Genomic DNA, 20,769 nt, shown 5'->3' with positions numbered 1-20,769 from the left:
CGCACCTGCGTGCGTAAGTGACTGAACGGTAACCTCCCGGTCGGCTGCTCGACCGACCGGGGGGACACCGCTGACACCCGGAGTCGCGGTCGTCAGGCCGAGGCGGCCTTCTTGCCCCTCGTGGCTCCGCCACGACCGCGCAGAACCACACCGGATTCGCTGAGCATCCGGTGCACGAATCCGTAGGAGCGGCCCGTTTCCTCGGCCAACGCCCGGATGCTCGCACCGGAGTCGTACTTCTTCTTCAGGTCTGCCGCGAGCTTCTCGCGCGCGGCGCCGGTTACCCGGCTGCCCTTCTTCAGAGTCTCGGCCACCCGTGCCTCCTCGTGGGAAGTGCGCTCTGGACTCTCATGATCACCCCTCCCCGGCTTCCTGGCCACCCATTCCGCAAGGTCTCTACGACATCCTTCGGCCCGCGGCGGGCGGTGAGGACACCAGGAATCACTCATTCCGGACGACGCGTGAGCCGGAAAGGTCCCCTATTCGTCGAGAAGTGGCAGGTCAGGGGGTATGCGACCGAAAAGGCGAAGGCCGGGCCCAAGGGGCCCGGCCGTGCGCCGCAGGCTCGCCGGTGTACGAGCCGTTCTCACTCAGATGATGGATCACGCGTCGGCCGAATGATCCAGAGCCCCTTGATCAGCGAGCCCCGTCCCCACTCCTCGAGGCCGGAGCGGGTGCCCGGAAGCCGGTGATCGGCGGTCCGGGGAAGCCGGCCTGATCAGGCCAGCGCGACCAGATCCGCGTAGTCCTGGCCCCACAGGTCCTCGACGCCGTCGGGCAGCAGGATGATCCGCTCCGGCTCCAGCGCGTCCACCGCGCCCTCGTCGTGCGAGACCAGGACCACCGCACCGGTGAAGGTGTGCAGCGCGCCGAGGATCTCCTCGCGGCTGGCCGGGTCGAGGTTGTTCGTCGGCTCGTCCAGCAGCAGGACGTTGGCGGAGGAGACGACCAGGGTGGCCAGCGCCAGACGGGTCTTCTCGCCGCCGGAGAGGACCCCGGCGGGCTTGTCGACGTCATCGCCCGAGAACAGGAAGGAGCCCAGCGTCTTGCGGATGGCGACCAGGTCCATGTCCGGGGCGGCCGAGCGCATGTTCTCCAGGACCGTGCGGTCCGGGTCCAGCGTCTCGTGCTCCTGGGCGTAGTAGCCGAGCTTGAGGCCGTGCCCGGGGCGGACCTCGCCGGTGTCCGGCGTCTCGACGCCCGCGAGCAGCCGCAGCAGGGTGGTCTTGCCGGCGCCGTTGAGGCCCAGGATGACGACCCGGGAGCCCTTGTCGATGGCCAGGTCGACGTCGGTGAAGATCTCCAGCGAGCCGTAGGACTTCGACAGGCCCTCGGCGGTCAGCGGCGTCTTGCCGCACGGCGCCGGGTCGGGGAAGCGCAGCTTGGCGACCTTGTCGGAGGCGCGCACCGCGTCCAGCCCGGCCAGCAGCTTGTCGGCGCGCTTGGCCATGTTCTGCGCGGCGACGGTCTTGGTGGCCTTGGCCCGCATCTTGTCGGCCTGGGAGTTGAGCGCCGCGGCCTTCTTCTCGGCGTTGGCCCGCTCGCGCTTGCGGCGCTTCTCGTCGGCCTCGCGCTGCTGCTGGTAGAGCTTCCAGCCCATGTTGTAGATGTCGATCTGCGCGCGGTTGGCGTCGAGATAGAACACCTTGTTCACGACGGTCTCGACCAGGTCGACGTCGTGGGAGATGACGATGAAACCACCGCGGTAGGTCTTGAGGTAGTCGCGCAGCCAGACGATGGAGTCGGCGTCGAGGTGGTTGGTCGGCTCGTCGAGCAGCAGGGTGTCGGAGTCCGAGAACAGGATCCGGGCCAGCTCGACGCGGCGGCGCTGGCCACCGGAGAGGGTGTGCAGCGGTTGGGCGAGGATGCGGTCGGGCAACTGGAGGCTGGCCGCGATGGTGGCGGCCTCCGCCTCGGCGGCATAGCCGCCCTTGGTCAGGAACTCCGTCTCCAGGCGCTCGTACTTCTTCATCGCCTTTTCGCGGGTGGCGCCCGAGCCGTTGGCCATCCGGTCCTCGTTCTCGCGCATCTTGCGCAGGACGGAGTCCAGATCGCGGGCGGAGAGGATGCGGTCGCGGGCCAGCACGTCGAGGTCGCCGGTGCGCGGGTCCTGCGGCAGATAGCCGACCTCGCCGGAGCGGGTGACCGTGCCGGCGGCCGGGATGCCCTCCCCGGCGAGCACCTTGGTGAGGGTGGTCTTGCCGGCGCCGTTGCGGCCCACCAGGCCGATGCGGTCGCCCTTGGCGATACGGAAGGAAGCGGATTCGATGAGAATGCGGGCGCCGGCGCGCAGCTCTAGGCCGGAGGCGGTGATCACGGAAAAACTCCAGGGCAGGGAAGACGGCGGGTTGGACGGACGGTCCGAGAGCGGTCTGCGCCGTCTAATGAACCCAAAGGAGAACTGCCATACAGGCAGTCTAGCGGGCAGGGGCAAGCACTTTTCCCGGGCGGGTCGCCCACGGCGCGGACCGGCGGGCTGACCGGCGACGACGCGGTCCGTCCCCCGTTCGGCCCGCGGCCGGTGGGCCCGCGCGGGCCGGTTGCGGGGCATCGGGGGCGGCGGCGGGGAAACTGTGACGGGGGTCTCGGACCACAACGACGGGGGATCTCTCCGCAGGGACGGTGAAGCGTATGACCACCGCGAGCACAGGTGCGCCGACGATCTACCCGACGCTCCTCTACCGCGACGCCCAGGCCGCGATCCGGCTGTTGACCGAAGCCTTCGGTTTCCGGCAGGACGCGGTGTACGAGGGCGAGGGCGGCTCCGTACTGCACGCCGAGCTGTCGTACGGCAACGGCAAGGTGATGCTGGGCTCCAAGGGGCACGGCGGCGTGTTCGCCACGGCGATGGGCGACGGCGGGCCGGCCGGCGTCTACGTCGTCGTCAAGGACACCGACGCGCACTTCCGGCGGGCCGAGGCGGCCGGCGCGGAGATCCTCATGCCGCCCAAGGACCAGGACTACGGCTCGCGCGACTACATGGCGCGGGACGGCGAGGGCAACATCTGGAGCTTCGGGACGTACGTGCCGGGCGCCTCGGCCTGAGGCGGCCGCCCGGGCCCGGACCGGACGCCCGGCGGCGCGTGCCGCCGGGCCCCCGCCGCCGCGTGACGAGGCGTCAGGCGCCGCCGGTGTGCACCTGGAACGCCGCGCGGCGCACGGCCTTGGCGAGCGCCGGGTCGGGGTGGGCCGCGGCCAGCGCGACCAGCACCTGCACGGTGCGCGGATGGCCGACGGCGCGCACCTCCTCCAGGAGCCGCGGCACCGAACCCTGGACCGCCGAGTCCAGGTGACGCACCAGCAACTGGGTCTCTCCGTGGTCGGCGACGGCGGCCGCGGTGTCCACCCACAGCCACGTCGACTCCTCGCGGGTGAGCACGTCGGGCGCGGTCTCCGGGTCGCCGCCCTCGTGTTCGACCAGCCACAGCAGGGCGTACGGCCGCAGTCCCGGCTCGTCGGCCGCGGCGCGCACGGCGGGCTCGGCGGGCGCGCCGACCGCGCGCAGCGCCTCGAAGGCCAGCCCGCGCAGCAACGCGTCCTGGCCGCGGGCCACGGTCAGCAGTTCCTCGACGGCCGCGCCGACGGAGCGCGCCGCGAGCCAGGCGCGGTATTCGGTGCGCGCCGGGCCGGGGGTGAGCCGGGCGCAGCCGCGCAGCATGGCTTCCGCGGACTGTTCGATGTGGCCCGCCGGGCTCTGCGCCGCCACGCAGATCTGCTCCAGCTTGACCCACACCGACCAGTTGCCGAGCGGTGTCAGCAACGCCTCGCGGCCGTCGGTCCGTTCGGGTACGGCGTCCGAGCCGGCGTCCGGGGCGACCAGCGCGCCGACCGCGGTGAGGGCGTCCAGGGCCCAGTCCAGCAGCTCGGCGAGCGAGGTGCCCGCGGTGCCGTCGGCCGGGCCGGGGTCCGTACCGGTGTCCGTACCGGGGTCCGCGCCGCGCGGGGCGGGCACGAGCGGCCGGGGGCCGGGCGGCTGCGGCGTACGGCCGGGGGCCGGGTCCTGGCCGTAGGGCACCTCGCAGCGTTCGGTCCGCAGTTCGGCGACGCGCTGGTCGAGCATGTCGAGCAGGACCGGCAGCCGGACCGGACCGGCCGACAGATGCAGCAGGGACAGCAACTGCGGTACGGCCTCGACGACTTCGGCGACGATGGCGGGGCCGGCACCGGGCGGGGTGGGCAGCGCCAGCGACCAGGCGTCGAAGAGCGCGACCCAGCCGCGCAGCGCGGCCGTGTCGTCGCGGTCCCAGGCGCGCAGCCGCCAGCCGGGGCGGGCCACGCCGCCGTGGAGTTCGATGAGTCCGGCGAGCCTGGCCCGGTCCCAGTCGGCGCGGACCTGCCGCGGCGTCAGCCTCAGATCGTGGGCGGCCCGTTCGACGGCGGCCTCGGGCAGCGCGCCGTCCGGTCCGGCCCGCAGGCCCGCTCCGGCGCCGCCGGCGCCGTCGGCCCAGCGGGCCAGGCCGGCCGCACCGGACAGGACGGCGCGGGCCTGCCGGGCCAGTTCGGCGGGCGGCGGGGTGCCCTCGGGAGGGCGGGGCGCCGGCCGGGCGGACCGGGTGCTCACCGCCCGGCGGGCGGCCGCGATCGGCCGGTGGGGGACGAGACGGAGTCGGGAGTCGCGCGGGGTACGGGACGTCACAGGAGCAGTGTTGCCGTTGACGGCCCGAAAGCCCAATCGGAACCGGGCCGGTGCGGTGCGCGGGCTGTGCCGCCCCGGCGCGCCATCCAAGATGTGGGGAGTTGTCCTCCCGTACGTCCCCGCGTCACCGGGGCGTTGGGACCCGCCGGGCGGGGGCGCCGGCGGTCCGGCTCACAGGAGCGGGGTCAGGAAGCGGCGCAGGGCCTCTTCGTAGCTGTCGGGGTCGGCGTTCCACATCGCGGCGTGCGGGGCGTGCGGGACGGCCTGGAGGGTGACCAGGTCGGCGCGGCTGGCGGCGAAGGAGCGGGAGGCGGCCCAGGGGGCGAGGGTGTCGTCCGGGCCGTGGAAGAGCAGGGTGGGGGCGGTCAGCTCCGCGGGGTCGACGGCGTCGGCCGGGCGGTGCAGCGGCAGCCCGGTGGCGCCCTCGGCGGCGCGGACGGCCAGCGGCAGCAGGGCGCGGGGGACCCGTCGGGCGGTGGCCAGCGCCCGCACCGTCGTGTGCCGGTCCAGGAGCGGGGAGTCCAGGACGAGTCCGCTGATCCGGTCGCGCAGCGCGGAGCGGGTCGCGGCGCGCAGCGCCATGGTCGCGCCGGTGGACCAGCCGTAGAGGATCACGTCGCGGGCGCCGTAGCGGAAGGCGTAGCGCATCGCGGCGTCCAGGTCGCGCCATTCCGCGTCGCCGAGGTGGTTGATGCCGTCGGTGGTGCGCGGGGCGCCGGGGTCGTTGCGGTAGGCCAGGTCGAGGACCGGCAACTGGTGGCGGTGCAGGACCGGCAGGATCACCATCGGGTGTTCCCGGGTGGTGCCCAGGCCGTGCGCGGCGATGACCCAGGTGTCGCGGACGCCGGGGACGAACCAGGCGGGGAGCGGGCCCAGTTCGCCGGGGATCTCGACGTCGGTGAAGTCCAGGCCCAGGGCGTCGCGGGGGTTGCCGGCGTGCACCTGCGGGGTCAGGCGCATCCGGACGCCGGGGGTCAGGACGCCGCGGTTGACCCGTTCCAGGCGGCGGACGACGGTGTCGGCCGGGTGCGGGGTGCCCTCGACGACGGGGCCGACCACCGCGTGGCAGCCGCCGCCGGTGAGCCCGTAGCGGCCGGGCCGCAGGGACGCGAGGCTGCGGGTGAGGGTGACCAGCTCCTCCGTGGCGGCATGCACCGTCAGCGGAGGGTCGCCCGGCAAGGGGTGGTCGGGCGACGGTTTGAGGGCAATATCGCTGGCGTACCGGCCGACCGCCACCGCGGCCGCCCCGGCACCGATCACGGTGATGGCGGCGAACGCCGCCGCAGTACCCAGGCGCACCTTCTCAGTGTGGGGACCGAGAGCGCGCCGGGCCAGTGGGCGGCGGCGGGCGGGTGACGGCGGCGGGGGGTCAGCCCCGGCGCTCCGGGGCCCGGCGCTCCCCGGGCTGGCCGTAGCCGCGCAGTCGGGCGCCGGCCTCGTCGAGCTGTCCGGCGGTCAGCACGGCGGGCTCCAGGCCGGGTACGGAGCGGGCCAGCAGCCAGACCCGGCACATCCACTCGAGCTGGGCGGTGCGGTCCAGCGCCTGGCCGAGGCTGTCGCCGTGGACGGTGGTGCCGTGGTTGCGCAGCAGGCAGCCGGTGCGGTCGCGCAGCGCGGCGAGCAGGTGGGCGGCCAGCTCGTCGCTGCCGTAGGGCGCGTAGGGGGCGACGCGGACCGGCCCGCCGAGTGCCGCGGTCATGTAGTGGACCGGCGGCAGCTCGTCCACCAGGGTGGAGACGGCGGTGGCGTGCGGGGCGTGGGTGTGGACGACGGCGGTGGCCTCGGTGGCGCGGTAGACGGCCAGGTGCATGGGCAGCTCGCTGGTCGGCCGCAGGTCGCCGGTGACCTGGTGGCCGTCGAGGTCGACGGCGGTGAGGTCGGCCGGTCCGAGCCGGTCGTAGGCGACGCCGGTGGGGGTGACCAGCACCAGATCGCCGACGCGGACCGAGACGTTGCCGGAGGTGCCGACGACCAGGCCGTCGGTGACCGTGCGGCGGGCGGTGGCGACCAGTTCGTCCCAGGCGGCGGCGAGGCGGTCCGCGGCGGGCGGTCCGGCGGGCGGCCCGGGCCGGTGCGGTCCGGGCTGTTCAGAGGAGTCCGGCTGGTCGTTCATGGTGTCCTCCGGCACGGTGCGGGCGCTGTGTGGATACGGCACGTGGATACGGCACGCGTCACCGTACGGGCAGGCCGGGCGGGGTGCGCCGGACGGGGCACCCCTCGGCGGCGCCGCCCGGCCGACCGGCCTCCCGTAGGGCACAATGCGGTGCGCCGGCGAGCGCACGAAGGTCGCCGCGAGGTGATACGGAAGTGACGCCGTGGACGCCTCCGCGTGAACAATGCGGGGGCGTCACCACGACGCCCGCCCCAGTTCACTTTCCGTTCACCCACCCTCCGTACGTTTCCGAGCGTCACTGACCATCGAGCTGATTGCCTGGGTGAATGGAACACATCACGCTTCTCATCGGGATCGTGATCGTCACGGCCTTGGTGTTCGACTTTACGAACGGCTTCCACGACACGGCCAACGCAATGGCCACCACCATTTCCACCGGGGCACTCAAGCCCAAGACCGCGGTGGCGATGTCAGCGGTGCTCAACCTCGTCGGGGCTTTCCTGTCGGTGGAGGTCGCCAAGACCATCTCCGGCGGAATCATCGACGAGGCCGCCGGCATCAGACCTGAAGTGATCTTCGCCGGCCTGGTCGGCGCGATCGTCTGGAACCTCCTGACCTGGCTCGCCGGGCTCCCCTCCAGTTCCTCCCACGCCCTCTTCGGCGGTCTGATCGGTGCCACCCTGGTGTCCGTGGGCACCAACGGCGTGCACGGCGACGCCGTCGTGATGAAGGTCCTCATCCCGGCCGTGGCCGCGCCGGTCGTGGCGGGTCTGGCCGCGACGGCCGCGACCCGGCTCACCTACCGGCTGTCCCGGGGCCGCGACGAGACCGACACCGCCAAGGGCTACCGCGCCGGCCAGATCGCCTCGGCCGCCCTGGTCTCGCTCGCCCACGGCACCAACGACGCCCAGAAGACGATGGGTGTGATCACCCTCGCGCTGATCACCGGCGGTGTGATCGCCCCGCACGCCGACCCGCCGATGTGGGTCATCGCCTCGGCCGGTGTCGCCATCGCGCTCGGCACGTACCTGGGCGGCTGGCGGATCATCCGCACGATGGGCAAGGGCATCACCGACATCCAGCCGCCGCAGGGCTTCGCCGCCCAGACCGGCGCCGCGGCCACCATCCTGGCCTCCTCCCACCTCGGCTTCGCGCTCTCCACCACCCAGGTCTGCTCCGGCTCCGTCATGGGCTCGGGGCTGGGCCGCAAGGGCGGCGTGGTCCGCTGGTCCACGGCCGGCCGGATGGTCCTCGCCTGGGGCCTGACCCTGCCGGCCGCCGGTCTGGTCGCGGCCGGCGCCGCGTTCCTGGCCGGGCGCGGCGACTGGGGCGTGGCCGCCGTCGCCGTCCTCGGACTCGGCGTCTGCGGCGCCATCTGGGCCGCCTCCCGGCGCAAGCCGATCGACCACACCAACGTCAACGAAATCCCGGCGGAGCCGGTGGGTGTCGTGACCGCCGCGCTGCGCACCGTCTCCCCGCCCCCGGCGGGTGCGGTGGCCGCCCCGGCCGACGAGCCGGCCGCCGACGAGCCCGCGGCGCCCGCCGCCACGGCCTCTCCGACCACCCGGCGGGCCGCGCCCGCGACGGCCACCAGCTAGCAGCCCTCACCTAAGGAACCCCATGCACATCGACTGGGCAGCTCTCGGCCAGGTCTTCGGCGTCAGCCTCGTGGTGACCGTCGGGATCGTGGGCCTGTTCACCGTCGGCATCGTCGGTACGTCCCGCAAGCCGCGCCAGGAAGGCGAGGCGGCCGTGGCCGGCGCGCCGGGTGCGGGGGCGCGGACCGGCGCGGTGGCCGCCTTCGCGCTGTGCGCGGCGGCGGTGGCGTACGGCATCTACCTGATCGTCGCCGGCTGACCGTCCGCCGGCGACGGCGGACGGACCAGGCGGGAACCTCGGACGAGGCGTTCGGCGGACCGCGGCATCAGCCGCGGCCGCTGAGCGCCTCGTCCGCTTCCCGCGCCAGGGCGTCGGCGATGGCGGTGCCGCCGCGACTGCCCAGGTATTCCGAGACCCGGATCTGCACCACCTTGCTGAACGTCTGGTAGTGGGCGCTGCGCGGACGTGGCGCGGCCGCCCGCAGCGCCGCGTACAGCGTCCGGGTGTACGGCGGCTCCTGGTCGGGCCGCCGCGCCGGCTGCCGCGTGGCGCCGTGCTCCGCGCGCTCGGCGTCGCCGGGCGGCAGCGGGCAGTCCGGCGCCTGGCCGGCGTCCCGGTAGGCCGAGTCGCGGGTCGCGGCGAAGCCCCTCTCCAGCAGGCAGCGCTCACCGGCCGGGCCGGTCAGGGCCTCGATCAGCCGGCGGGCGCCCTCGGGGTGGGTGCTGTCGGCGGAGATGGCGAGGTTCTGGCCGCCCAGGACGGAGATCCGTTTGCCGTCGGTGGGCCGGCCCGGCAGTTCGGCGACGTCGAACTCGACGCCGGGCCGGAGCTTCTCGGCGACCGAGGCGTATTCGACCGGCCAGTTGCGCATGAACAGGGCCCGGCCGTCGGCGAACCAGCGGCGGCTCTCGGTCTCGTCCATCGCGGTGGCCTCGTGCGGCATGATCGAATCGAGCCGGTCCTTGACGTCGGCCACGCCCTGCTGGAGCGCGCCGACCTGCTCGCCCTTGGTGAAGCCGGGCGCGTCCGGGTCGCCGCCGTTGGCCCAGGCCGATTCCAGGGTGTTGACGGTCAGCCCTTCGTAGGGGCGCAACTGGGCGACCATGCCGTACATCCTGGGCGTGTCCTTCGCGTCCTTGTCGCCCTCGGTGTCTTTCGCCTTCTTCGCCGCCGCGCGGTTGTAGGCGTCCGCGACCTGGACGGCGATGTTCTTCAGCTCGCCCCAGTTGGCGGGGGGCTCGTCGTAGCCGTAGTCGTGGAGGATGTCCTTGCGGTAGTAGAGCAGCCCGGCGTCGGTGTTGAAGGGCACCGCCCACACCTTGCCCTGGTGCTCGGCCGTCTTGACGACGCTGTCGAGGAAGTCGCCGTCCAGGTGCGTGCCCCAGGGCCTGATGACGCCCGCCTCGGCGAACTCCGCGGTCCAGGCCACGTCGAGGTTGAGCACGTCGTAGCCGCTGTTGCCGGACTGGCCGGCCGCCAGCAACTGGCTGCGCTGGCCGTCGGCGGTGTCGGGGAGGCGGACGATGCGGACGGTGCGGCCGGTGCGCCGCTCCCAGGCGCGGATGAGGTCCTGGCGGACGCCGGAGCTGCTGAGATCGCTGCCGGTGGCCAGGACGATCGCGCCCTTCTCGGGCCCGGGCCCCGGTCCCGGCGTGCAGCCGCTCACCGCGGCCAGCAGTGCCAGGGCCGCCAGGGCGGCGGGCGCGGCGGTGCGCGCGGCGCTCATGGGCTCTCCTTTCCGGACGTGTTCCCCGCCGTGTGCGCCGCCGCGCCCGCCGAGGTGTTCCCCGCCGTCCCGATGGAGGCGACCAGCCCGGCCAGCAGGTCCGGGGCGTCCGGGCCGCCGGGCACGCACTGGCCCCGGGAGGCGCCGGCGAGGCCCTGGAGGGTGAAGGAGTCGCAGCCGGATCTGCCCATCACGAGCATCAGCACGGGTACCTGAGGGCCCTCCTTCAACAGGGCGTTCAGGGTCCGCTCGACGCCGGCCGCGCGCCGCGGCCCGCCGTCGTCCTCGTCGAGGACGAGCACGATGGCGTTGTTGGTGCCGGTGGACTTCCTCATCTCGCGGACGGCGGCGGTCAGGGCCTCTTCCATCGCGGCGCCGTGGTCGACCAGTTCGCCCTTCGCGATGCGCTCCAGCGCCGCCTTGCCCGCCGCCGGGTCGGCGCTGCCGAGCGGGACGACGCGGCGGACCGCGCCCGGGTCCGCCGGGTGCGCGCGGTCGGGGAAGGTCCACAGGCCGTACGTGTGGTGGGCGCCCACCATTTCCAGCGCCCGGCCGGCCGCGCTGAGGGCGAGGGGGAGCTTGCCGCCGTCGGCCATGGAGGTGGAGGTGTCGAAGAGGATCAGCAGCCGGCTGGGGCGCTGGGCCTTGTCGTAGCCGTCCCGGACGCGGGCCACCTGGTCCCCGCCGCCGGTGAACGCGGTGGCGGGCGCGCCGAGGTCGGTGTCGGCGCGGTGGTCGAGCAGCGGCGAGCCGGGCGACGGCGCGGGCACCGTGCCGTCCGTGCCGGGCACCGCGCGGTAGCCCTGCGCGCTCATCAGGGGCAGGCCGCCCGCCGGGTCGCGCAGCCACCGGCCGAAGCTGTCGGCCGCGGCCCGCCGGGGGACGGCGTCCGCGGCGCCCTGCCAGTCGACGCGGATCAGGGGGTGGTCGAGCGCCGGGACGTTCTTGGGGTAGTAGGCGGCGTACCGGTCGCCGGGGGCGAGCGGGGCGTTCAGGGCCGGGCAACTGCCGATGGCGCGGCCGAGGTTGAAGTCGGCGAGGGACTTCTCCGAGACCAGGGGCGCCGAGCGGGCGGCCTGCCCGGTGCCGGCCGCGGTGCCGGGCCGGCCCGGTCCCGGGCGCAGTGAGCACAACAGCTCGGTGCTGCCGGCGTACTGGCTGCCGGGGGCGGACAGCCGGCGTTCGGCGTCCTGGGCGAGGGAGGGGTCGGGGGTGCCCGCCGGGCCGATCCGGGTGCCGTCGTTGGCGAGGTAGAGGCCGATGGTGTGCAGCAGGCCGGTGCCGGACAGGACGGGGCTGGGGCGCAGGAGTTTGAGGCCGCGGTGGTCGCTGTCGGTGCCGCTGAGCAGTTCCCGCCAGGAGGCGCCGACCTGTTCGACGTCGTCCAGGCGCCGGTCGGCCGGGATGCCGACGACGAGCGGGGTGTAGGCGACCGGGCCGGTGTTGTGCAGGGCCGCCGGGGAGCCGCCGGCGGGCATGCCGCGGCGGGCTTCCTCGTAGTCGGCGGTCGATTCGGGGATCCACAGGTCCGGTTGCGGGCCGGGCCGGTGGAGCGGGTCGTCGGCGCCCTTGGCACCCTTGGCGTCCTTGGCCGGCCCGCCGGCGCCGTGGGCCGCGCCCTGCCAGCGGTCGGCGGCGGCGAAGCCCTGGTCGACCTCGTCCTTGGCGGCGGAGTAGACGGTGATCTGGGCCCGCCGGCAGCCCTCGGGCAGGTCGTCCTCGCCGTCGAGCGGCTGGGTGTTGCGGGCGGACATCTCGTAGGCGAAGGCGGCCCGGCGCAGGGCGGGTTCGGCCTCTGGGGCGGTGAGCAGCCGTAATTCCAGGGCGGGCGGGCAGTCCCGCTCCGCCCGCAGAGCGTCCAGGGCGACGAGGCCGCCGGCGGTCAGCCCGAGGACGGCCGCCAGGGCGGTCAGGACTTTCAGCGGGCGGGGGACGGGCCGCTTCCGGCGGCGGGGGGCGTGGGGGTTGAGGCGGCGGCGCAGGCGGACGCGCAGCGGGGTGGGCGGCCGGGTGCCGGGCGTGGCGAAGGAGAGGACGACGTCGTCGACGGTGTTCTGCTTGGCGGAGCGCGGCTCCCACACGTCGCCCATGGGGGTCCGCTCGTGGGCGAGCCGTTCGCGCAGCGCGCGGACGAGGTCCTCGAAGGTGACGAACTGCTTGCCCGGTATGCCGGTTTCCAGGATTTCCACGGCGGCGCGGGTGAAGAGGCTGCCGCCGGCCGGTTCGTCGCCGCTGAAGATGCGGCGGTTGGGCTGGGCGGCCATCAGCAGCGACATGGGTTTGCGGCGGGAGTGGAAGGTCTCGTCGGCGTTTCCGGAGTAGCAGCACTCCAGGACGATCACGATCCGGTCGGCGCGCGCGTTGTCGAGGTAGGACAGCACCATGCCCTGCCAGGAGACGGTCTTGTGGCGCTGCCGGGTCTCCGAGGCGCCGACCAGCAGTTGCAGGTCGCCGCCGTCGCGGCCGACCAGCCCGTGGCCGGAGAAGTACACCAGCAGCAGGCCGCGCGCCTCGCCGGCGACGGCGTCCAGCGCCTGCTCGACCTCCCACGGCTCCTGGGGCCGGCAGATGACGACCTCGTCCTCGGTGAACAGGTCGGTGGCGGGGTCGACCAGGACGCGTTTGAGCTCCTCGGCGTTGTCCTCCACCGCGGGCAGGGCGGGCAGGTTGCGGTAGTCGCTGACACAGATCAGCAGCGCCCGGTTGGTCTTGCCCCGTGCGTCGTATTCGGACATCCGGCTCAGCCCTCGCGGGTGCTGCCACCCTCGTTCGCGGGCCTGCCGGGATCGGAGGTGCCGGGGTCGGGGCTGCCGGGTCCGGGCCCGGCGGGATCGGTGCCCACGGGCCCCTCGTCGAGGGCGGTCAGACCGTCATCGCCGCCGACGGCCACGGCGGGCTCCTCGCCCGCCGCGCGTTCGTCCTTGCGCCGGCGCAGCCACTCCCGCAGGGCGATGCCCAGGCCCTTGGCGAGTTCGGCGGCGAACGCGCCGACGATGACGAGGACCAGGTCGTCCACCCCCACGGCCATGTCGCCGAGGTCCGGTTCGTCCGGGCCGGCGTCCTGGCCGGCCGGGCGCGGCCGCAGGGCCCAGTCGTGCGGCTGGTCGCTCAGCCAGGGCTCGCGCTCCAGCCACGCCTTGAGGTCTTCGATGTCCTGGTGCGGATTGTGCGTACCCGTGATCCGGATGCGGATCTCTTGACGGTCAGCGCTGTGCGGCATCCCCCGGCCCCCTTCCGGCGGCATCATCGCCCGCCGTGCCCCCAGATAGTGACGTGGAATCAGGTGCGCGGGCAACCGTCCGTGACGTACGGACCACGCTGTGGCGTGCGCCACAACCCGTGCCGGACGGCAGCGTCGCAGGTCAAGCGGGAAGTTGACGGGCATTCGCGGGCCGTGGTGGACTGCCGGAGCCATTCGGCGACAGATGAGGAAGTCCGGTGAGAATCCGGCGCGGTCCCGCCACTGTCACCGGGGAGCGTTCCTCCACAGAAGGTCACGGCCCGCCTCGCGCACGCCCGTCAGGTCGCGTGCGTACGGACTGGAAGGCCGGGGGAAACGCCGATCCGGGGAGCCAGGAGACTCTCGTCGCCGTCACGTCGAGCCAGGGCGCGGACCCTGAGTGAGGACATACCGCCATGCCCGGCAGCAGTTCGAGAGCCACCCTGAGCGCCGTCGCAGCATCCCTTCGAGGGCTGACGGCGGTCTGATCGGATGCGTGCCGAACACGTCACGTACGCGTGCGGCGCGGCCCTCGGCTTTCTCGGCGACCTGATCGCGGCCGATCCCCGGCGCGGGCATCCGGTCGCCGCGTTCGGCCGGGCGGCGGGCGCCGTGGAGCGCGGGCTGTGGCGCGATCACCGCGGTTACGGTACGGCCCACGCCCTGGTGTGCGCGGGGGGCGCGGCCGCCGCCGCCGCGCTGGCCGACCGCGCCGTACGCGGTGCCTCCCCCACCTGTCGCACCGCCGGGGTCGCCCTGACCGCGGCGACCGTCTGGGCGGTGCTGGGCGGCACCTCGCTCGGCCGCGAGGCGCGGGCCGTCGGCGGCGCCCTGACGGCCGGTGACCTGGAGGTGGCCCGGGAGCGGCTGCCCCATTTGTGCGGACGCGACCCGCAGGCGCTGGACGGGCCGCAGATGGCCCGGGCGGTGGTCGAGTCGGTCGCGGAGAACACCTCGGACGCGGTCGTGGGCGCGCTGGTGTGGGGCGCGCTGGGCGGCGTACCCGGACTGGTGGCGTTCCGGGCCGTGAACACCCTGGACGCCATGGTGGGCCACAAGTCGCCGCGCTACCGCCGGTTCGGCTGGGCCGCGGCCCGGCTGGACGACGTGGCGGGCTGGCCCGGCTCCCGGCTGACCGCCGCGCTGACGGTGCTGGCGGCCGACGACCGGCGCGGCGCGCTGCGGGCCTGGCGGGCCGACGGCGGCGCGCACCCGAGCCCCAACGCGGGCCCGGTGGAGGCGTCGTTCGCGGGCGCCCTGGGCATCCGGCTGGGCGGCACGCTGGCGTACGGCGGGCGGGTCGAGCACCGGCCGGTGCTCAACGGCGGCGCGCCGCCGGTCGCGGTCGCCGACATCGAGCGGGCGGTCCGGCTCTCGCGCCGGGTCAGCGCGCTGGCGCTGGCGACGACCGTCGCGGGGCGGCTGGCGGTGGGCGCGGCGCGCTCGGCGGCGGCGCGGCGGCGGGCGGCGGACGCGGCGCGTACGGCGGGGCGCGCGGTGGGACCGGCGGCGCGCCTGGCCGCCCGGTTCACGGCACGGGGCACGACCGGCCGACCGTCCCGGCTCATGAGGAGGACCTGGTGAACAGAGCGTTCCGGGCGCCCGGTGGGGGCGTCGGCGGTGGCCTGCTGGTGGCCGGTACGACGTCCGACGCGGGCAAGAGCGTGGTCACCGCGGGCATCTGCCGCTGGCTGGCCCGGCAGGGTGTCCGCGTGGCGCCGTTCAAGGCCCAGAACATGTCGCTGAACTCGTTCGTGACGCGCGAGGGCGCGGAGATCGGACGGGCCCAGGCGATGCAGGCGGCCGCGGCGCGCGTGGAGCCGACCGCCCTGATGAACCCGGTCCTGCTCAAGCCGGGCAGCGACCGCAGCAGTCAGGTGGTGCTGCTGGGCAAGCCGGTGGGCGAGCTGAGCGCCCAGGGCTATTTCGGGCACGCCGGGAGCGAGGGTGGCACGGCGGGCGGCCGGACGCTCTACGCGGGCCGGCGCGAGCAGTTGCTGGGCACCGTCACGGACTGCCTGGCGGAGCTGCGGCGCACCCACGACGCGGTGATCTGCGAGGGCGCGGGCAGCCCGGCGGAGATCAATCTGCGGCGTACCGACATCGTCAACATGGGGATCGCGCGGGCCGCGCGGCTGCCCGTCGTCGTGGTCGGCGACATCGACCGCGGCGGGGTCTTCGCCTCGTTCTTCGGCACCACGGCGCTGCTGTCGGAAGAGGACCAGGCGCTGATCGCCGGATATGTCGTGAACAAGTTCCGGGGCGATGTGACGCTGCTGGAGCCCGGGTTGGAGATGCTGCGCGCCCTCACCGGGCGGCCCACCTTCGGTGTCCTGCCGTTCGCGCACGGGCTGGGCATCGACGAGGAGGACGGGCTGCGGGTGTCGTTGCGCGGCGCGGTGCGCGAGAGCGTGGTGGCTCCGCCGCACGGCGCGGACGTGCTGCGGGTCGCGGTCGCGGCGGTGCCGCTGATGTCCAACTTCACGGACGTGGACGCGCTGGCCGCCGAACCGGGCGTGGTGGTGCGCTTCGTGGACCGGGCCGAGGAGCTGGCCGACGCGGACCTGGTGGTGCTGCCCGGCACCCGCGGCACGGTCCGGGCGCTCCAGTGGCTGCGCGAGCGCGGACTGGCCGACGCGATCGCGCGGCGGGCCGCCGAGGGCCGCCCGGTGCTGGGCATCTGCGGCGGTTACCAGATGCTCGGCGAGCACATCGACGACGAGGTCGAGTCGCGGGCGGGCGCGGTGCCGGGTCTGGGGCTGCTGCCCGTACGGGTGCGCTTCGCGGTCGACAAGACGCTGGCGCGGCCGGTCGGCCGGGCGCTGGGCGAGCCGGTGGAGGGGTACGAGATCCACCACGGGGTGGCCGAGGTGGGCGGCGGGGAGACGTTCATCTCCGCGGCTGCCGGGCATCGTTCGGACGGGTGCCGGGTCGGCTCGGTGTGGGGGACGCACTGGCACGGTTCGCTGGAGAGCGACGGCTTCCGGCGGGCGTTCCTGCGCCGGGTCGCGGCGGACGCCGGCCGGGCGTTCGTGCCCGCCCCGGACACCAGCTTCGCCGCGCTGCGCGAGGAGCAGCTCGACCGGCTCGGCGACCTGATCGAGGAGCACGCGGACACCGACGCGCTGCTGCGGTTGATCGAGGAGGGGGTGCCGCGGGGCCTGCCGTTCGTTCCTCCGGGGGCGCCGTGACGGGCGCCGTGAGGGACGCCGCGCGCACACCCCCCAGGGCAAGGACGCATCACCCCCGCGCGGGCGGGGGCACCAGCGCCACGGCGGTTCGGTCCGCGGTGGCAGATCACGTGCGCGGGCGTGTGGCGCCCGCAGGAGGCATCGAGGCATGACCACGACCCCGAACTATCCGTTCACCGCGGTGGTCGGCATGGACGACCTACGGCTGGCGCTGCTGCTGAACGCGGTGAGCCCGGCCGTCGGCGGTGTGCTGGTCCGCGGCGAGAAAGGCACCGCGAAGAGCACGGCCGTGCGCGCCTTGGCGACGCTGATGCCGGCCGTGGACGTGATCACCGGCTGCCGCTTCTCCTGCGCCCCGCACTCCCCCGACCCGGCCTGCCCCGACGGGCCCCACGAGGCGGGCGCGGCCGAGGCCCGTCCGACGCGGATGGTGGAACTGCCCGTCGGCGCCTCCGAGGACCGGCTGGTGGGCGCGCTGGACATCGAGCGGGCGCTGTCGGAGGGCGTGAAGGCGTTCGAGCCGGGTCTGCTGGCCGACGCGCACCGCGGCGTGCTCTACGTCGACGAGGTCAACCTGCTCCACGACCACCTCGTGGACCTCCTGCTGGACGCCGCCGCCATGGGCGCCTCGTACGTGGAGCGCGAGGGCGTCTCCGTACGGCACGCGGCGCGTTTCCTGCTGGTGGGCACCATGAATCCCGAAGAGGGCGAACTGCGGCCGCAGTTGCTCGACCGCTTCGGCCTGACGGTGGAGGTGGCCGCCTCCCGCGAGCCGGACCAGCGCGTCGAGGTCGTCCGGCGGCGACTGGCGTACGACGCCGATCCGGCGGGTTTCGCGGCGCGCTGGGCGGCCGAGGAGGACGCGCTGCGCGAGCGCATCACGGTGGCCCGGGAATTGCTGCCGGGCGTGACGCTGGGGGACGCCGCGCTGCGGCAGATCGCGGCGACGTGTGCCGCGTTCGAGGTGGACGGGATGCGCGCGGACATCGTGATGGCGCGCACCGCGACCGCGCTGGCGGCCTGGGCGGGCCGCACCGACGTCCTGGCCGAGGACGTGCGGCAGGCGGCGCTGCTGGCCCTGCCGCACCGCCGGCGCCGTAATCCCTTCGACGCGCCGGGGATCGACGAGGACAAGCTCGACCAGACGCTGGAGGAGTTCGCCGGGGCGGACGAGGGCGCGGACGGCGACGACGATCCGGAGCCGGACGGTCCGGACGGCGGGCCCGAGGGGGGCGGTCCGGGCGGCGGGCAGCCGCCGGCGGACGACGGACCGGAGGACTCGCCGCTGCCGCCGGGCCCCGAACTGCCCCACCAGCAGGAGGGGGACGCCGACCGCGCCCCCGAGCCGCCGCGGGAGCAGCCGGCGGCGCGGGAGCAGCGCCAGGAGGACGCGCCGGGGGCCGGCGGCGAGACGGCCGCCGTCGGCGCGACGGAGCCGTTCAAGACCCGGCGGCTGGACGTGCCGGGGCTCGGCGAGGGCGCGGACGGCCGCCGGTCGCGGGCGCGCACCGCGCACGGCCGGACGACCGGGGCCCGCCGGCCACAGGGCTCCCTGGGCAAACTGCACCTGGCGGCGACCGTGCAGGCCGCCGCCCCGCACCAGCGGGCGCGCGGGCGCGACGGCCGGGGACTGGTGGTGCGCCGGGACGATCTGCGGGAGGCGGTACGCGAAGGCCGGGAGGGCAATCTCGTCCTGTTCGTGGTGGACGCGTCCGGGTCGATGGCGGCGCGCAAGCGGATGAGCGCGGTCAAGGGCGCGGTGCTCTCCCTGCTCATGGACGCCTACCAGCGGCGCGACAAGATCGGCATGGTCACCTTCCGCGGCTCCGGCGCCGAGGTGGCGCTGCCGCCCACGTCCTCCGTCGAGGCGGGCGCGGCGCGGCTGGAGAAGCTGCCGACGGGCGGCCGTACGCCGCTGTCGGAGGGGCTGCTGCGGGCCCACGAGGTGCTGCGCGTGGAGCGGATGCGTGACGCCTCGCGGCGGCCGCTGCTGGTCGTCGTCACCGACGGGCGGGCGACCGGCGGACCCGAGCCGCTGGTGCGGGCCACCCGGGCCGCCCGGCTGCTGGCCGGCGAGGGCACCGCGTCGGTGGTCGTGGACTGCGAGGCGGGCCCGGTGCGCCTGGGGCTGGCGGGCGAGCTGGCCCGTGAGCTGCAGGGCACCGCGATCACCCTCGACGAGCTGCGCGCGGACAGCGTCTCCGCGCTCGTACGGACCGTTCAAGGCAACAGGAAGGCCGCGTAATGCCGCAGGGACAGCCGTCCGTCGTACCGAACGACGGGCTCACCACCCGCCAGCGCCGCAACCGCCCGCTGGTCTTCGTCCACACGGGTATCGGCAAGGGCAAGTCCACCGCCGCCTTCGGTCTCGCGCTGCGGGCGTGGAACCAGGGCTGGCCGGTGGGGGTGTTCCAGTTCGTGAAGTCGGCGAAGTGGAAGGTCGGCGAGGAGCGGGCGCTGAAGGTGCTCGGCGACTCCGGCGAGGGCGGCACGGTCGCCTGGCACAAGATGGGCGAGGGCTGGTCGTGGGTCCAGCGAAACGTCCGGGACGCGCTCTCCAGCGAGGACGCGGCGCGCGAGGGCTGGGAGCAGGTCAAGCGGGACCTCGCGGCGGAGACGTACAAGCTGCTGGTGCTGGACGAGTTCGCGTATCCGATGCACTGGGGCTGGATCGACACCGAGGAGGTGGTGTCGGCGCTGCGGGACCGTCCCGGTACGCAGCATGTCGTCATCACCGGCCGCAACGCGCCGCAGCCGCTGATGGACTTCGCCGATCTGGTGACGGACATGTCCAAGGTCAAGCACCCCATGGACGCCGGCCAGAAGGGCCAGCGGGGCATCGAATGGTGAACGTGACATGAGCGGCACCGCGATTCCCCGGCTGGTCATCGCCGCGCCGTCCTCGGGGGCCGGGAAGACGACGGTGGCCACCGGCCTGATGGCGGCGTTCGCCGAGGCCGGTCTCGCCGTCTCCCCGCACAAGGTGGGCCCGGACTACATCGACCCGGGCTACCACTCCCTGGCCACCGGCCGCCCCGGCCGCAACCTGGACGCCTACCTGTGCGGCCCGGGCCGGATCGCGCCGCTGTTCCTGCACGGCGCGGCGGGTGCGGACCTGGCGATCGTCGAGGGCGTGATGGGCCTGTTCGACGGGGCGTCGGGGCAGGGCGAGCTGTCGTCGACGGCGCAGGTCGCCAAGCTGCTGCGGGCGCCGGTGGTGCTGGTGGTGGACGCGTCGTCGCAGTCGCGGTCGGTGGCCGCGCTGGTGCACGGCTTCGCGTCATGGGATCCCGAGGTCCGGCTGGCCGGGGTGATCCTCAACAAGGTCGGCTCGGACCGTCATGAGGAGCTGCTGCGGGAGGCGATGGGCTCGTCCGGGGTGCCGGTGCTGGGCGCGCTGCGGCGTACCCCCGAGGCGCGTACGCCGTCGCGGCACCTGGGTCTGGTGCCGGTGGCCGAGCGGCGGGCCGAGGCGGTGGCATCGGTGCGCGAGCTGGCGGCGCGGGTGCGCGCCGGCTGTGATCTTGACGCGCTGCTGGCGCTGGCGCGGGGCGTGCCGGATCTGACGGACGAGCCGTGGGATCCGGCGGCGGAGCTGGCCGGGGCGGCGGCCGTGGGGGGCGCGCCGGCCGGTGAGCGGCCGCTGATCGCCGTCGCGGGCGGGGCCGCGTTCACCTTCTCGTACGCCGAGCACGCCGAGCTGCTGACCGCGGCGGGCGCCGAGGTCGCGCCGTTCGATCCGCTGCGCGACGAGCGGCTGCCGGCCGGGACGCGGGGGCTGGTGATCGGTGGCGGCTTCCCCGAGGTGTACGCGCCGGATCTGTCGGCGAACGCGCCGCTGCGGGAGACGGTGGCCGCGCTGGCCGCCTCCGGCGCGCCGGTGTCCGCCGAGTGCGCGGGGTTGCTGTATTTGTCCCGGTCCATCGACGGCAAGCCGATGTGCGGGGTGCTGCCCGCGGACGCGCGGATGTCGGAACGGCTGACGCTGGGCTACCGGGAGGCGGTGGCGCTGGCGGACAACGCGCTGGCGGTGGCCGGGACGCGGGTGCGCGGCCACGAGTTCCACCGCACGGCGCTCGATCCGGGCGCGGGCCCGTCACCGGCATGGGGTCTGACGCATCCCGAGCGCCGGGTGGAGGGCTTCGTCAGCGGCGGCGTGCACGCCTCGTATCTGCATGTGCACTGGGCGGCCGAACCGTCCCTGGCCGCCCGGCTGGTGGCGAGCGCCGCGGGCGGCCCGCCCGCCGGTGCGACGGGCGGCCCCCGGTGAGACGGGGGGCGGGC

At 74.8% G+C, this 20,769-nt stretch carries 16 protein-coding genes and 1 riboswitch; of the genes, 8 read left to right on the top strand and 8 right to left on the bottom strand.

Annotated elements, in window-relative coordinates; translation table 11 throughout:
• Positions 1–92 precede the first annotated feature (92 nt).
• A complete protein-coding gene (locus tag ACZ45Z_RS21715) occupies positions 93–314 on the bottom strand; it encodes a helix-turn-helix domain-containing protein (RefSeq protein WP_006606369.1) in 222 nt (73 codons plus the stop codon).
• 404 nt (positions 315–718) lie between these two features.
• Positions 719–2,317: an ABC-F family ATP-binding cassette domain-containing protein gene (locus ACZ45Z_RS21710; RefSeq protein ID WP_468364727.1), complete on the bottom strand. Its 1,599-nt coding sequence runs from the start codon at positions 2,315–2,317 to the stop codon at positions 719–721.
• A gap of 314 nt (positions 2,318–2,631) precedes the next feature.
• Between ACZ45Z_RS21710 and ACZ45Z_RS21705 the strand changes: the two genes are divergently transcribed.
• Positions 2,632–3,045, top strand: coding sequence for a VOC family protein (locus ACZ45Z_RS21705; RefSeq protein ID WP_468364724.1), 414 nt, complete (start codon positions 2,632–2,634; stop codon positions 3,043–3,045).
• A 73-nt stretch (positions 3,046–3,118) separates the two neighbouring features.
• On the opposite strand, the gene ACZ45Z_RS21700 is transcribed toward ACZ45Z_RS21705, so the two are convergent.
• The 3 genes from ACZ45Z_RS21700 to ACZ45Z_RS21690 all read right to left on the bottom strand — a co-directional run bounded on the left by ACZ45Z_RS21700 (position 3,119) and on the right by ACZ45Z_RS21690 (position 6,749).
• Entirely contained in the window at positions 3,119–4,636 is a 1,518-nt protein-coding gene (locus ACZ45Z_RS21700; RefSeq protein WP_468364721.1) for a hypothetical protein, read from the bottom strand.
• A gap of 171 nt (positions 4,637–4,807) precedes the next feature.
• Entirely contained in the window at positions 4,808–5,935 is a 1,128-nt protein-coding gene (locus ACZ45Z_RS21695) for an alpha/beta hydrolase (protein ID WP_468364719.1), read from the bottom strand.
• 70 nt (positions 5,936–6,005) lie between these two features.
• Positions 6,006–6,749, bottom strand: coding sequence for a class II aldolase/adducin family protein (locus ACZ45Z_RS21690; protein ID WP_468364717.1), 744 nt, complete (start codon positions 6,747–6,749; stop codon positions 6,006–6,008).
• 326 nt (positions 6,750–7,075) lie between these two features.
• On the opposite strand from ACZ45Z_RS21690, the gene ACZ45Z_RS21685 reads away from it, so the two are divergent.
• Both ACZ45Z_RS21685 and ACZ45Z_RS21680 read left to right on the top strand, forming a co-directional pair.
• Complete coding sequence (locus tag ACZ45Z_RS21685) at positions 7,076–8,347, top strand: inorganic phosphate transporter (RefSeq protein ID WP_468364714.1); 1,272 nt, start codon at positions 7,076–7,078, stop codon at positions 8,345–8,347.
• A 22-nt stretch (positions 8,348–8,369) separates the two neighbouring features.
• The gene (locus tag ACZ45Z_RS21680; protein ID WP_468364712.1) at positions 8,370–8,606 is read left to right on the top strand and encodes a hypothetical protein; all 237 of its coding nucleotides are present in this window, start codon (positions 8,370–8,372) and stop codon (positions 8,604–8,606) included.
• Between the two features lie 67 nt (positions 8,607–8,673).
• Here ACZ45Z_RS21680 and ACZ45Z_RS21675 read toward each other — a convergent pair whose 3' ends face one another.
• Genes ACZ45Z_RS21675 through ACZ45Z_RS21665 form a run of 3 tightly spaced genes read right to left on the bottom strand, consistent with a single transcriptional unit; the run spans position 8,674 to position 13,294 of the window.
• Positions 8,674–10,074, bottom strand: coding sequence for an extracellular solute-binding protein (locus ACZ45Z_RS21675; RefSeq protein ID WP_468364710.1), 1,401 nt, complete (start codon positions 10,072–10,074; stop codon positions 8,674–8,676).
• On the bottom strand, positions 10,071–12,809 hold the full coding sequence (locus tag ACZ45Z_RS21670; RefSeq protein WP_468364707.1) for a caspase family protein: 2,739 nt from the start codon (positions 12,807–12,809) through the stop codon (positions 10,071–10,073). Before ACZ45Z_RS21670 ends, ACZ45Z_RS21675 begins: the two co-directional genes overlap by 4 nt.
• Before the next feature lie 5 nt (positions 12,810–12,814).
• Positions 12,815–13,294 (bottom strand): hypothetical protein, encoded by a 480-nt coding sequence (locus tag ACZ45Z_RS21665; RefSeq protein WP_468364705.1) that lies wholly within the window; start codon positions 13,292–13,294, stop codon positions 12,815–12,817.
• Positions 13,295–13,455: 161 nt separating this feature from the next.
• A riboswitch (cobalamin riboswitch) is annotated at positions 13,456–13,676 on the top strand.
• A gap of 110 nt (positions 13,677–13,786) precedes the next feature.
• On the opposite strand from ACZ45Z_RS21665, the gene ACZ45Z_RS21660 reads away from it, so the two are divergent.
• From ACZ45Z_RS21660 to ACZ45Z_RS21640, 5 genes are all read left to right on the top strand, one after another.
• Positions 13,787–14,878, top strand: a complete 1,092-nt coding sequence (locus ACZ45Z_RS21660) for a cobalamin biosynthesis protein (protein ID WP_468364702.1) — start codon at positions 13,787–13,789, stop codon at positions 14,876–14,878.
• A complete protein-coding gene (locus ACZ45Z_RS21655) occupies positions 14,875–16,485 on the top strand; it encodes a cobyric acid synthase (protein ID WP_468364699.1) in 1,611 nt (536 codons plus the stop codon). Before ACZ45Z_RS21660 ends, ACZ45Z_RS21655 begins: the two co-directional genes overlap by 4 nt.
• Positions 16,486–16,633: 148 nt before the next feature.
• Complete coding sequence (locus tag ACZ45Z_RS21650; protein ID WP_468364696.1) at positions 16,634–18,730, top strand: putative cobaltochelatase; 2,097 nt, start codon at positions 16,634–16,636, stop codon at positions 18,728–18,730.
• Positions 18,730–19,335 (top strand): cob(I)yrinic acid a,c-diamide adenosyltransferase, encoded by a 606-nt coding sequence (cobO, locus tag ACZ45Z_RS21645; RefSeq protein ID WP_468364694.1) that lies wholly within the window; start codon positions 18,730–18,732, stop codon positions 19,333–19,335. Before ACZ45Z_RS21650 ends, cobO begins: the two co-directional genes overlap by 1 nt.
• Positions 19,336–19,342: 7 nt before the next feature.
• Positions 19,343–20,755, top strand: coding sequence for a cobyrinate a,c-diamide synthase (locus ACZ45Z_RS21640; RefSeq protein WP_468364692.1), 1,413 nt, complete (start codon positions 19,343–19,345; stop codon positions 20,753–20,755).
• Positions 20,756–20,769: the final 14 nt, after the last annotated feature.

The organism is Streptomyces sp. NPDC031210, assembly GCF_055570395.1.
The sequence above is the reverse complement of the archived record's forward strand: the minus strand, read 5'-3'. Positions and strand labels throughout refer to the sequence as shown.

Bases quoted from the DNA above. Each gene is read 5' to 3' on its own strand.
- ACZ45Z_RS21705 (WP_468364724.1), top strand. From the start codon at position 2,632: ATGACCACCGCGAGCACAGGTGCGCCGACGATCTACCCGACGCTCCTC.
- ACZ45Z_RS21690 (WP_468364717.1), bottom strand. From the start codon at position 6,749: ATGAACGACCAGCCGGACTCCTCTGAACAGCCCGGACCGCACCGGCCC.
- ACZ45Z_RS21685 (WP_468364714.1), top strand. From the start codon at position 7,076: ATGGAACACATCACGCTTCTCATCGGGATCGTGATCGTCACGGCCTTG.
- ACZ45Z_RS21680 (WP_468364712.1), top strand. From the start codon at position 8,370: ATGCACATCGACTGGGCAGCTCTCGGCCAGGTCTTCGGCGTCAGCCTC.
- ACZ45Z_RS21675 (WP_468364710.1), bottom strand. From the start codon at position 10,074: ATGAGCGCCGCGCGCACCGCCGCGCCCGCCGCCCTGGCGGCCCTGGCA.
- ACZ45Z_RS21670 (WP_468364707.1), bottom strand. From the start codon at position 12,809: ATGTCCGAATACGACGCACGGGGCAAGACCAACCGGGCGCTGCTGATC.
- ACZ45Z_RS21665 (WP_468364705.1), bottom strand. From the start codon at position 13,294: ATGCCGCACAGCGCTGACCGTCAAGAGATCCGCATCCGGATCACGGGT.
- ACZ45Z_RS21660 (WP_468364702.1), top strand. From the start codon at position 13,787: ATGCGTGCCGAACACGTCACGTACGCGTGCGGCGCGGCCCTCGGCTTT.
- ACZ45Z_RS21650 (WP_468364696.1), top strand. From the start codon at position 16,634: ATGACCACGACCCCGAACTATCCGTTCACCGCGGTGGTCGGCATGGAC.
- cobO (WP_468364694.1), top strand. From the start codon at position 18,730: ATGCCGCAGGGACAGCCGTCCGTCGTACCGAACGACGGGCTCACCACC.
- ACZ45Z_RS21640 (WP_468364692.1), top strand. From the start codon at position 19,343: ATGAGCGGCACCGCGATTCCCCGGCTGGTCATCGCCGCGCCGTCCTCG.